Source organism: Roseivirga sp. E12, assembly GCF_017592825.1.
Classification (GTDB): domain Bacteria; phylum Bacteroidota; class Bacteroidia; order Cytophagales; family Cyclobacteriaceae; genus Roseivirga.
This window is the reverse complement of sequence record NZ_JAGFMD010000009.1, coordinates 161,619-174,562: the sequence shown is the minus strand read 5'-3', so window position 1 is coordinate 174,562 and position 12,944 is coordinate 161,619. Positions and strand designations below refer to the sequence as shown.

Annotated in this window: 11 protein-coding genes; 8 read left to right on the top strand and 3 right to left on the bottom strand. The window is 39.4% G+C overall.

From position 1 onward, the window contains the following. Positions 1-7: 7 nt before the first annotated feature. From J4E76_RS18215 to htpG, 3 genes are all read right to left on the bottom strand, one after another. A complete protein-coding gene (locus J4E76_RS18215) occupies positions 8-2,515 on the bottom strand; it encodes an ABC transporter permease (protein ID WP_208506223.1) in 2,508 nt (835 codons plus the stop codon). Positions 2,516-2,697: 182 nt separating this feature from the next. Continuing rightward, on the bottom strand, positions 2,698-5,199 hold the full coding sequence (locus tag J4E76_RS18210) for an ABC transporter permease (protein WP_208506222.1): 2,502 nt from the start codon (positions 5,197-5,199) through the stop codon (positions 2,698-2,700). Between the two features lie 200 nt (positions 5,200-5,399). Further along, entirely contained in the window at positions 5,400-7,295 is a 1,896-nt protein-coding gene (gene htpG / locus J4E76_RS18205; protein ID WP_208506221.1) for a molecular chaperone HtpG, read from the bottom strand. Positions 7,296-7,743: 448 nt separating this feature from the next. Between htpG and J4E76_RS18200 the strand changes: the two genes are divergently transcribed. The 8 genes from J4E76_RS18200 to J4E76_RS18165 all read left to right on the top strand — a co-directional run bounded on the left by J4E76_RS18200 (position 7,744) and on the right by J4E76_RS18165 (position 12,842). Further along, positions 7,744-7,971, top strand: coding sequence for a hypothetical protein (locus J4E76_RS18200; protein WP_208506220.1), 228 nt, complete (start codon positions 7,744-7,746; stop codon positions 7,969-7,971). Between the two features lie 13 nt (positions 7,972-7,984). Next, positions 7,985-8,212 (top strand): hypothetical protein, encoded by a 228-nt coding sequence (locus J4E76_RS18195; protein WP_208506219.1) that lies wholly within the window; start codon positions 7,985-7,987, stop codon positions 8,210-8,212. Positions 8,213-8,237: 25 nt separating this feature from the next. Further along, complete coding sequence (locus J4E76_RS18190; protein ID WP_208506218.1) at positions 8,238-8,471, top strand: hypothetical protein; 234 nt, start codon at positions 8,238-8,240, stop codon at positions 8,469-8,471. 83 nt (positions 8,472-8,554) lie between these two features. Beyond that, on the top strand, positions 8,555-9,676 hold the full coding sequence (locus tag J4E76_RS18185; RefSeq protein ID WP_208506217.1) for a BF3164 family lipoprotein: 1,122 nt from the start codon (positions 8,555-8,557) through the stop codon (positions 9,674-9,676). Next, on the top strand, positions 9,669-10,160 hold the full coding sequence (locus J4E76_RS18180) for a hypothetical protein (protein ID WP_208506216.1): 492 nt from the start codon (positions 9,669-9,671) through the stop codon (positions 10,158-10,160). The genes J4E76_RS18185 and J4E76_RS18180 overlap by 8 nt, the downstream gene beginning before the upstream one ends. Positions 10,161-10,620: 460 nt before the next feature. Then, a complete protein-coding gene (locus J4E76_RS18175; protein ID WP_208506215.1) occupies positions 10,621-10,980 on the top strand; it encodes a hypothetical protein in 360 nt (119 codons plus the stop codon). A gap of 87 nt (positions 10,981-11,067) precedes the next feature. Continuing rightward, the gene (locus J4E76_RS18170; RefSeq protein WP_208506214.1) at positions 11,068-12,297 is read left to right on the top strand and encodes a 6-bladed beta-propeller; all 1,230 of its coding nucleotides are present in this window, start codon (positions 11,068-11,070) and stop codon (positions 12,295-12,297) included. After that, a complete protein-coding gene (locus tag J4E76_RS18165) occupies positions 12,282-12,842 on the top strand; it encodes a hypothetical protein (RefSeq protein ID WP_208506213.1) in 561 nt (186 codons plus the stop codon). Before J4E76_RS18170 ends, J4E76_RS18165 begins: the two co-directional genes overlap by 16 nt. Positions 12,843-12,944 lie beyond the last annotated feature (102 nt).

The following is a 12,944-nucleotide window of genomic DNA, read 5'->3' as shown; positions in this document are numbered from 1 at the left end:
CTGAAGGTTATTGATCCCTCAATGCTTCTATCGGATTTCTATTTGCTGCTTTAAAAGACTGATAACTTATGGTCAGCCAGGATATGACTAAGGCTGAGAGACCGGCAGTGATAAAGACTAGTGGTTCCATAGGTGTTTTGTACGGAAAATCAGCCAACCAGGAATTTACCGCAAAATAGGCTAGAGGTATTGCGATGATTAAAGCAATGACTACCAGCTTTGTAAACTCTGACGAAAATGAAATGATCAAGTCAGTGGTTTTTGCGCCAAGTACCTTCCTCACCCCAAGCTCTTTTATCCTTTGCTCTGCAGAGAATGCAGCCAAGCCAAAAAGTCCCAGAGAAGCAATGGTCAAGGCCATCACCGTAAATATGTTGAGTACTTTCCCCATTCGCTGCTCACTTCGAAAACTATTTTCGAAAACCTGATCCATAAAGCTATACTCAAAAGGCAATGCGGGGTCCAATGCTTCTAATTCATTTTGAACGGTCTGAATTATGGCCTTTAATGATGCTGCATCGCTGATGGCTTGGGGGTTGATACGCATGGATACATAACTTTCCCTGGTATTCGTCCATTCGATGTCATTGTGCTCATTAATAAGGATCAATGGGTTGATATCCACTTTCAAACTGTTAAAATTAAAATCGTCTACTACTCCAATCACTTCGAATAGTGCCTTTGTACTTGTGGGATAGGTCACATGTTTTCCGATTGGAGAATCTTCATGATACGTGTCAGGAGTTCCCCAACCCAAAGCCTTGACGCTAGCCGCATTGAGTATAATCGCATATTTATCGGTGCCTCTGGTTTTGTCAAAATTCCTACCAGCTAAAAACTTGGGCGCAATTAAATCAACATATCCCTCATTCGCTCTTAGTCGATTAAGCGTCAGAGGCTCATTGTCTGGGCCATGGGCTTTGTATTTATCCTCGTTCCAGACATTCGGAGGAACAACGTCTGAGAACCCTACGTGGCTAAAAGCCGGTTTATCCAGAAGGTTGTTTTGAAAAGTTTCAAGCTCAGCTTGGTTTAGACCATATATGTTGTGAATCTGTAGAACATTTTCCCTATCAAAGCCAATGTCAAAGGTGGTCGCATAGTTTAGTTGCCTTTGTACAAAGAATGTACTGATGATCAATGCTACTGAGATCGCGAACTGGAAAACCACTAGTGTATTTCTAATGCCTTTACCCTTAAAACCAGCAGTTATTTTTCCCTTTAGCACTTCGATTGGTCTGAATGAGGAAAGATAAAACGCTGGATAGCTGCCTGACAATATTCCAAGTATCAACATGAAACCAACTATAACGGCCAAGAAGATAGGATTACCTAATTGAGCATACAGACTAAGTTCTTTGTTGGCGATTTGATTGAAACTGTTAAGGCTGAATTCTGTTAATACCATGGCCAGAACAGTGCTGAGTGAAGTGAACAAAACGGCCTCAAAAATAAATTGCTGGACAAGTGCTCTCTTTTCTGAGCCCAGCACTTTTCGAATTCCCACTTCTTTGGCACGGTTGCTTGATCTTGCAGTAGATAAATTCATAAAATTAATACTTGACAAGACTAGGATAAGGAAACCTACCGCTAGGAAAATTCTGACATAGGCAACATCCCCAACCGGACCAAGCCTGTTTCCTGAAGGAGGAGAATAAAGATAAGCCTCGTCAACTGGTTGCAGGTATAAGTCCCAAGTTCTCCCGTCCGACATGTACTGCTCATATGTTTGACCAAATACGCGTTTCATGGTAGCGGCTGTCCATTTGGGAGGGATGGCTTGTAGTTTTTCCTCCAACGCTTGTATGTCAGTACCTTCATTTACCAACCCATAGGTGACAAAAGTGGTCCAAATCCAAGTCCACTCTCGTTGCTTGATATGCTGATAAGTGCTCATGGAGGCAAGCATATCAAACTGAAGATGAGAATGCTTTGGGACCTCTTCAACAATTCCGGAAACCGTAAAAGGAAGGATTTCCTGACCCTGTTGTACTTCTAGCGTTTTGCCCATGGCGTCTTGATCATCAAAGTATTTAATCGCCATCTCTTTTGTGATCACAATGCTTGATGGATTTTTTAATGCCGTTTTTGGGTCACCTTCCAGAAGATTAAATGAAAAGATGTCAAAGAAATTTTCTTCTGCGATATAAAACTCTCGCTCGTTGAAAGTTCTTTGCCTTCCATTGTGAGGTTTATAAGTGACGATTTGGTCACCACTTTCATGAATACGAGTCACCTGTTCAAATTCAGGTAGGTCAGTTTTCAAGGCAACGGCAAGGTTTGGGCCAGTAGAGGCGAACTGATCATTCCAGTCTCCCCATATCATTGATTGGTTAATGCGATAGATGCGATCTCCTTTTTCATGAAATTTATCATATGACATTTCATCCTGAGCATATAACCCAATGAGGAGACAAGCGGTAATTCCTATAGATAGTCCAAGGACGTTCAAAAGCGTAAATTGCTTTTGTCTTTTGGCATTTCTCCAGGCTATTTTGAACATGTTCTTTAACATCGCAATCAATTTAATTATTCTAAATCAGATAATGCTTTCCAAAAGCAATGCCAAAAGAAAATGTACATTTTAAGATAGTAAGGGGCATTTTTGGTTTTGAAATTTGAATACTCTGTTCCCTCAAGAACAGTAGTGTTCGCTGGCGGTCGGTTATAAATGAGGGTGGATTTTAGAATAATTCTTTATTCATCTCTTAATACCTCTACAGGATTTGTGTTAGCCGCTCTTAGCGATTGAAGGCCTATCGTAATCCACGCTAAACCGAGCGATCCGATGGCAGCTCCAATAAACACTACTGGTGTGATTGGAGTGGTGTACGCAAAATTAGTCAACCAGTCTTTTACAAAAAGGTAGGCAAGAGGACTCGCAATAAGGAGTGCTATGAAAACCAGCACTGTAAATTCAGCCGTGAATACATACATCAATCTGTATACCGATGCACCCAGTATCTTCCTTACACCAAGCTCCTTTTTCCTTTGTTCTGCAGAGAAAGCGGCCAAGCCGAACAATCCAAGACAGGCAATGCTTAATGCCATTACTGTGAATACATTGAGTACTTGACCCATTTGTTGTTCGGTTCTGAATTGGGCTTCAAAGTTTTGATCCATCAGAGAGTACTCGAAAGGTACTCCTGGATTGATATCCGATAATTTGCTTTCAACATCCTTCAGTAGAGCGGATAGATCTGATGTCTTTTGAACAAAGTCCTTGTTTAGTCTGATGGAGATGAAGTCACGGCCACTTTCCCACATGAGATCATTGTCTTCATGAACAATCAGCAGTGGGCCAATTTCATACTTCACCGAGTTAAAATTGAAGTCTTTTACAACACCGATTACCTCGAAAAGAATGACTTCATTATTATCTACGAAAGTAATCTGTTTTCCAATGGGTGAATCTTCAGTATAATTTTCCTTAATTCCCCATCCAAAATCTCTAACAGCGGTCTCATTCAGGATGATTTTATATTTGTCAGTCTCTAACGTTTTATCAAAACTGCGCCCAGTTGAAAATTCTAAATCCAACATGTTCAAATACTCCTCCGAGGCCCTAAGTCTGTTGAGGTTTATGCCTTTGTTTTCCGTGTCATCAGCTGGTCTATAGTTATCTTCTCCCCATATGTTGGGAGGCACAGCGTCCGAAAGGCCTATTTCTTCAAAGGCAGTATTCGACTTCAATAAGGTTTGAAAAGTTTCTTGATTATTACTGTTAAGCAACTCGATGTTATGGATTTGTAAGATGTTATCACTATCAAATCCTAAGTTCTCATTTGATGCATAGTCTAATTGCTTCTGTACAAATAGCGCACAGATGATTAAGGCAATCGTGATTGTAAATTGAAAGACTACAAGTCCGTTTCTTACAGATTTCCCTTTAAAACCAGTACTCAACTTTCCTTTCAGCACTTCGATAGGGTTGAAGGAAGAGAGGTAAAAAGCGGGGTAGCTTCCGGTAGCTATACCCAGGAACAAAATGAACCCTCCTAAAAGTGCTATGAATGATGGATTGACCAATTTGGAGTAGAGTGAAAGACTCGTATTGGCTAGTGTGTTAAAGGCACTAAGGGAGACTTCTGTTGCCACTAAGGCAATGATAGTACTTACTAGCACAAACATGATTGACTCAAACATAAATTGCCTTATAAGTGCCCTTTTTGGAGATCCGAGAGTCTTTCGGATACCGACTTCTTTGGCCCGATTTGCAGAACGAGCCGTTGACAAATTCATAAAGTTGATGCTCGAGAGCAGCAAGATAAGCAGCCCCACAGCCCCGAATATTTGAACATACACACGGTCGCCTGATGGGCCAAACCTGTTGCCGCTTGAAGCAGACTGCATATAAACATCTCTGATAGGTTGCATGAATAATGACCATTCTTTTCCTTCCACAAATTCATCGAAGGTCTTTCCAAGTGCACGTACACCGGCCCATTTAGGTGGTATGGCCTGGATTTTTGCTTCTAGTGACTCGATATCGGTGTCTGGAAGCACAAGGCCATAGGTGCCAAATTGCGTCCACATCCACTGATATTCTCGTCTTTTAATATTTGGATAGCTGCTCATCGAGGTCAGCATATCGAACTGGATATGTGAATTGGTAGGCATATTGGCCATAACAGCTGTGACGATGAAGGATCTTACCTCTCCTCTTTCTTCATCGATTTTTAAAGTTTTACCAATAGGTTCTTCATCACCGAAATATTTTAATGCCATTTTTTCTGTGATGACCACGCTCAGGGGGGTTAATAGTGCCTGATCGACACTTCCTTCTAAGAGAGGAAGAGAGAAGATATTGAAGAAATTTTGTTCAGCAATCAAAATTCCACGCTCTCGAAATGAGACAAGTTTACCTTCGTCTGCTTGATAGGATACCAATTGTCTCCCAGGAGATCTAAGTCTTGTTACCTCCTCAAATTCAGGCACATCAGACCTTAGTGCTACGGCTAAATTGGGACCAGTTGAACCAAACTCGTCTTTCCAATCGCCCCATATCATTGATTGGTTAATGCGGTATATTCGATCTCCTTTTGTATGAAAATTGTCATAAGACATTTCCTCCAATACATAGAGTCCGATAAGCAGTGAAGCTGTTATGCCAATGGACAGACCGAGGATATTGAGCAAAGTAAATTGCTTGTGTCTGGTGGCACTTCTCCAAGCGATGGTAAGCATATTAATAAGCATGGCAGATCAATTTAGGAATTCTAGGGCAGCTAAGTCAAATAGGATGCCAATGGGTAATGTATCTCTGAGTTGACTAATGGCTGATTTTGAATTTCTTTCAGGTTTTGTGCTGTCCTTATAAGGACGGGAGTGTTCGCTGGCGGTCGGAATCAAAAAAGGCCACCCTTTTAAGAGTGGCCTTCAAGTATATTTCAAAACTATTACTTACTCAAAAGGTCGGTACTTCTTTTGATAAAATCTGTTAGGTCTTTCCCTTCTAGAAGTCCCTGAGATAAAAGTGCTAAATCAAAAGCTTGCTTCGCTACTTTCTCTTTTGTCTTATCTGTTTTCGCACTGATGATTTTATCCGCTAATGGGTGGTTGCCATTTACTGAGACATCATATGTATCTGGCATGGATCCGAACATGTTGAATCCCCCTCCGCCACCTGTAGCTTGCATTTCCTTCATTCTTCTCATGAATTCAGGCATAGTTACTGTTACTGGGGCATCAGAAGGAGACAATGGCTCTATGGAAACTTTATATGTACCATTATCAATTGCCTTTTCGAAAACACCTTTTAGGTTTTCTTTTTGCTCTTCAGAAATAACCAATTCACGCTTTTCGTCTTTATCGATCAGCTTGTCAACATTGTCGGCATCAACACGCTTGATTTGTGTATTCTCAAGCTTAGTCTCCATGTGATTAATGAAGTGACTATCGATTGGTGTATCGAAAACGATAACATCATATCCCTTGTCTTTTGCTGCAGCAATAAAGCTGTCTTGCTTAGCTGGGTTTGAAGCGTATAACCAGATTCTGTTCTTGTCTTTGTCTGTCTGGTTGGTCTCAATATGCTTTTGGTACTCGTCTATTGTAAAGTGTTTGCCTTCAGTATTTTTCACTAGGCCGAAGTCCTTCGCCTTGTCATAGAATTTCTCTTCAGAAAGCATTCCATACTTAACAAAGAGTCCTATATCATCCCACTTACTCTCGTATGACTCTCTCTCTTTTTTGAAGAGCTCACCCAGCTTGTCTGCCACTTTCTTTGTGATGTAGGCATTGATCTTTTTCACGTTTCCATCAGACTGCAAGTAACTTCTCGAAACGTTAAGTGGAATGTCTGGCGAATCGATGATACCATGTAATAGCATCAAGAACTCAGGTACAACATCCTTTACCTCATCCGTAATAAACACCTGACGAGAGTAGAGTTGGATTTTGTTCTTCTGAACTTCAAAGTCATTCTTAATTTTAGGGAAATAAAGAATACCTGTTAGTTCAAAGGGATAATCTACATTCAGATGAATCCAGAATAATGGCTCTTCTGAGAACGGATAAAGTTCTTTGTAGAATTTTAGGTAGTCCTCGTCCGAGAGCTCAGAAGGTGACTTTGTCCAGATAGGAGTCGTATTGTTGATGATGTTATCAACCTTAATGGTTTTATATTTTTTCTTGCCCTCTTTATCCTCGCCATCTTCAACAGACTCGTCCTTCTCACCAAATTTCACCTCAATCGGTAAGAACTTAGCGTATTTGTCAAGTATGTTCTGAATACGCATGTCTTCCAAGAATTCCTCAGAATCATCATTCACATGTAGAATAATGGTAGTACCACGTGTCTTTCTTTTGCCTGCCTTGATCTCAAACTCAGTGCTGCCATCACAAATCCATTTGGCTGGCTCTGCGCCTTCTTGATATGACAAACTGTCTATTTCAACTTTGCCGGCTACCATAAAGGCAGAGTAAAAGCCAAGACCAAACTTACCGATGATCTCTTTGGCGTCTCCGGCATCTTTGAACTTCTCAACGAATTCAGTTGCGCCTGAAAAAGCGATTTGGTTGATATACTTTTTAATTTCTTCGGCCGTCATACCAATACCACTATCACTAATGGTGATGGTCTTTTTCTTCTTATCGACAGCTACTTCAACCCTTGTTTCGCCAACCTCTCCGGTATATTCTCCTAGTGATGCTAACCTTTTGAGTTTCTGAGTAGCATCCACTGCATTGGAAACAAGCTCTCTCAAAAAGATTTCATGGTCAGAGTAGAGGAACTTCTTAATGATGGGAAAAATGTTCTCGGTGTGAATCGAGATAGTACCTTTTTCTTGCATAGCTATTTTGTCATTGTTTTAATCTGTAGCGACAATATCAAATGCCATACCAAGGAATGTAAGGTGACATGATGTCATTCTTGACTAAAGATTGATGTTTAATCGAGCTCTGCCTGACCCCTCTTGTTAGAATTGCTTTGCCTCCCTTTTAAAATGATCTGAATGGAGTTGGGGACAGTATTAGGGTTTATACTTGATAATTCACGAAATAAAAAGTATGTAAGTTATTACATAAACAGTTTATTATATATGAAATTAATAAACCAATTTTAAAAAGATTATAAAATTATTATTTCAGATCATTAAAAATGTTTTATACATACATAAGTAAAATATTAACTTGAAATAATACCAGATTATGTTTAATATCAATTCAAGATTTGCAAATTGTCGAAGGGGAATACCGAAAACCCTAAAACAGAGTAGGTGAAAATTTAAAATCATACACATGTTAAAAAAAATTAAAACAAGCCTGCTTGCAATTGCAATTGTGGGAGTGTCGATGGCCGGCTCAAGCAGTCTAAAGGCTCAACAAGCCCCTCCAACAGGAACTTGTTGCCCAACGGATTCTGGAGCAATCTGCTTTGTAGGACTTCTTTATAAAGTAGGTTATTACTATTTAACAGAAGGTGACTGCCCCGGTAATGGTGGTGGAGGAAGTATTGGAGAAAATTAAAACTTAAAACAAAATGAAAAAAAAGATAATAGGATTACTCAGTTTAATGTTTATCGGTGTTGCAATGTTTTCGACCGTTAAGGTAGAAGCTCAGACACCTCCTTCGGGTACTTGCTGCCCTACTCAGTCAGGTGCTATATGTATAGTTGGCACTAATATGCTCGAGAATTATTATTACCTGTCGAGCGGTGATTGTCCTAATCCCGGAGGTGGAGGTGGTGGAACCATCGGTGAGAATTAATGATGTTTAACAAATAGATAAAATTATGCGAAGTAAAATTGCAATATCAATAATGTCGGTCGTGCTATTAGCACTGACTATGGTGGCACCCAAACAGTCTCAGGCGCAAACAACACCACCTCCAACTAACGGCACTTGCTGCCCTACGCAGTCGGGTGCTATTTGTTTTGTGCTATTCTATATGGTAGACAACGCTTATTACCTATCTGAAGGTGACTGCCCTGGTAGTGGAGGAGGAGGCTCTATTGGGGAAAATTAATTTCACTCCAAATAGGTTTAACACCAACAATGGAGGTTGTACTTCGGTATAACCTCCATCTCAATCAATAGCAATAGCAAATTATGATAAAGAAACTTTCATTACTCTTTTTAATACTCATCATTGTTGGTTGTAAGAATACAGCCAGTTTTGATGTTCAAACTAGAAAATCAAGTGATGGATTCACCACGGTGAAGACCATTAAGTTTACAGATGACCTTGTCACAGTAGTCAAAAAGTTAGAGGCAAAACCACTCGATCTGGCTGAGCATGTGGTTTTTCCGATGTCTGTGATGTACAATGACCCTTATCTAATTATCAGCGATCTAAATGCTGATAGCCTCATTCATGTGGTCAATGCTTCTGACAAAAAATATGTTAAATCTCTCGGAGTTAAAGGTTTTGGGCCCAACGAAATCATGACGGCAAGCAAGGCCCTAAGTTTAAACAGTTCAAACCCTGGCTACGTGTGGTCTTATGATTTACAGCAAAGGCGGTTTTCTAAGTTTGACTTGTCCAAAAATAATGTCTCAGGCCTGGCCGAAAAGCAATATACTTTTAGGGAAGGAGATTTTACCAGCTTTCGTGTAGGGTGGTCTAATAGAAGTACACTTATTGGTTTAACAGTAGATGGGCTTTCGAGATTCACTGAGTATGATACACTGGGCAATGAATTGAAAAGGTATGGAGACTATGATGAGCCGCTCAGTCAAAAATATCCTAAGGGAGTGTGGGCACAGTTTTATCAAGGCCTCCTAAGAGCCAATTCAGAAAACACTCTTTTTGCACATTCCTCCATTTATATTGATCAACTTGAATTACTCAATATAGATGACAATGAAATCATTGAAATAGTCGGTCCCCTGGATATAGAACCTAGATTTGAGGTAGCTCGAGTCCAAGGAAGCAATGTGTTAGCAATTGACCCGAAAGAGACTCACCATGGGTATATGGATGTTTATGTTGGAGAACAGTTTGTATATGGTCTGTTTTCAGGTAAGAAATGGGATGGAAATCCAAATGGCAAAGAATTGTGCAATGAGATTTATGTATTTAACAAGGAGGGATATGTAGTTGAAAAACTTGTGTTAGACCAATTAATAAGGAGCATAACTGTAGACGAAAAGAATGGCTATATCTATGGGGTTTCTGCTAGTGAATTGCCAGACATTGTTCAATTTGAATATAAATACGGAGATGCCTAACAAGCTCATAATCGGTTTATCAATTTTGCTTATCACTCAATTTCAGAGTGTAGATGAAATTATAGTGTCCAAACAGTTTTTAGATCAAAACATTCAGGTAAAACCGGAATTATTGCAATTTCCTAAGGGTCATTTTACTTTAGTAAAGTACCTGAATTCGGGCTGTTCAACATGCTTTGTGGAAATGGAGCTGTGGAAAGATTTTGTGATAAAGAATGATCTTAGTAGTAGAATGGATATACTCTTTGTTGTAAGTGGAAGAGATAGAATTGACATAGATTATGTCTTTCATAAGTCGGAATTTAAGGTCAGTTATTTTTACGATTTGGAATATAAATTTTTTGATGATAACCAGATCAGTGCCAATAAGGATCATCAGACCTTGTTACTGAATAGTAATGGTCGAATTATTGAGCGAGGAAATCCTGTGGGAACGTCTTCAAGGAGCAATAAATTCAAATCACTAATTCTAAAGTCAAATTAACAATCTGGTGCTTGCCTGTCATTAGCCCTGCTATAACATTTTTGTTTTCTTACAAGTCTTGACGGGCAAAGTACTTTCTAGTGATTTAGATATTTATTCTTCTCTTTCCTTAGTCACTCCTGTTCCTACTCACAAGCCAATACGTCAAGGGCACAGGGTAAGGTGCTGTTAAGGTGCCGATGGATAGGTCACAATAATCAAACGTTATACAAAGAGAGAATGGGTGGTAGAATGTCATCAAGATCTGATTAAAGGAGAAAGACTAAAATGATGATCGCAAATCACTGATGATTGTTCCAAGTGATTCTTAGATTGTATTTCATTATTTAGAAGAAAAAATCATAAAAAATATTTGATATAAATAATATAATCATCCATCTTGTGTTTGCTGGCGGTTCTTTTATCATGGAGGGTGCCGAAAATCCAGAAATAGAGTAGGTAGTGATTCAATCATAATCAAATGATAAAACGACTATTCTTAGTATCAGCAATTTTGATGCTTAGTGCCTTCTTTGTAAATACCAGTTATGGCCTTTTTGGCACAGAGACATACACTACAACAATAATCAAAATCGAGTGTTCAGTTAGTGGCTCAGGAGGGGTCTCTGGTGAAGTTACCCCGGGTGGAGGCGGTGCTTCAATTACAGGTTCGGGCAATGTGGTCTATGCTCATTACTCTGGCAGAATCAAATCTTGCCCTGGCTGGGCATGGGGTTGCTATGATGCTGGTGCCATACCGGAAATAACAAATACTACACCCATTCAGCCTTGTCCAAATAGGGAGTCTGGCTCGGCTGGTGAAGTAGTAAACCATACTTAATACTCTTCACTTTTATATTGAGTTCAGCCTTAACCCTTTGAATAGGGGTTAAGGTCTGATGACTCTTCAGACCTCTAATTCAACCATATGACTAGAAAGACATTCTATGCCATTCTTGTTTCCACATCACTGATTGCTGGCTGTTATAGCGGTAATAATATAGATGATAGATTAAACACAGAAAGGATGAAGAATTTTACCTTGGTGGCGAGTTCTCCACGCAAGTTAATTACTTCAGAAGCTGTTGAATTATACCCTTCGCAGATTGATCGCACCTTTGGAAATGTATCGGAAGTATTTTTAAACCGAAGTTACATTGAATTAAATACTCCAAGTCATATTATAATTGGAAGGGTTTCTAAAATGAAGATGTCTAACGGATACATTCTAATCCTAGACGACAGAATTTCAAAATCGGCATTCCTGTTCAGGGAAAATGGAGATTTCCTGTTTGAGGTGGGCGTACAAGGTCAAGGACCAGACGAACATGATGAACTTATAGACATTGAGTTTAGAGATTCTAGAATATTACTAATGGATCGAGGCTTTAGAGTGTCTGAATATGACCTAAATAATCGTTTTATAGCTAGGAGTGAGATCCCCTTTTTTAGTCACTCAATGTTTTTGTTTGAAGATGGAAAAATGGCTTTCAGTAATAATACGACAGGTTATGGCGATTTGAATTATCAGATAATCTTTTTAGAGGGCCCCAAAATCTCGGATAGGTTTCTTAGGAATGAGGGTACTGCCATGTCAAAGTACACTTCACAGCCTCTAACTTCTAACCAGTCGGTTCATCAAGATTCTTTCTTGTTTTTTCAACCATGGGGAGTGGACATTTTTCAAATGTCTGGTGATTCCGTGGAGTTGAGATACAAAATTGTCTCGGATAATCAAGTGCCAACTTTTCTCCTGCAAGAGGGCAGAAATTTAGAGTCTCGGCAACATGAATATACATTTCTTTTTAATTGGCCAATTCTAGAGTCCCAAAAACATGTTTTGTTTAGGGTCCTTCACAAGGGGGCAATACTCACCCTCATTCATGATAAAAGCACAAACAAATTCAGTGGTTACAATGGTATCAGTGACGACCTGTTGTATGGCGGAGTAAGCGACTTTCCGATTTACGTGAAGGACAATCATTTCTACATTCCATTAGAAGTAGAACAGTTGTATGCAGTAAAAAAAGAGCTCTCCGGAGTCAAGGACAAAAAACTGCTTAGGGAATTGAAGAGTGCTCGACCAGAAGTGTTTAGGTTGTTGGAGGGGGTCAATGAATTAAGCAATCCAATTATAATGAAATGCGAAATTCGGTAGTCAAGGTATTGCTTTTGACACTCTTAGTTTCCTGCGAGCATAATGGCGGCCTTGAGAATAAGATGGTAGATCCTGACTATTTAGAAGAGTTGGATGGCTTAAGTATTTTGGATTCATTGACTTATGCCTTCGAAACGGAATCGCTGATAATGAGTGCTAAAATAATGGAGCTTTCAACAGGTTTAGAATTGAGACTAGAACATCTTGACTTAGAAAACAGGGTAATTGGTTATATATCGGATATACAATGTTCCACCTGCATTGATCAAGAACTTGAACTGATAAAAGAGGTTTATGGGAAAGAAGAATTTATTCTCTTTGCCAATTACAGCTCTATGAGAGACTTAAAACTGTATTTATTATTAAGGGATTTTGAATTCCCTACTTATATGATTCATTCCACGCTGTCAAACCTTCTAACTCGATTTACGAATCCGACTTTTTTTATTTTGGGAGGTGGTGAAAGCCCACGAGCAGTATTTTTTGCAAGTATTTCTACTCCTAATAGAAGTCGTGAATATCATGAGCTAATGGCTCACAGGTAATCACATGGTGTGGGCTAATAGGTTGGTAAGTTCTTTTTGCTTTTCTCACTTCCTACTGACAAACCAATAAGCCAAAGGCACAAAGTAGAGGGCTGCGAAAGT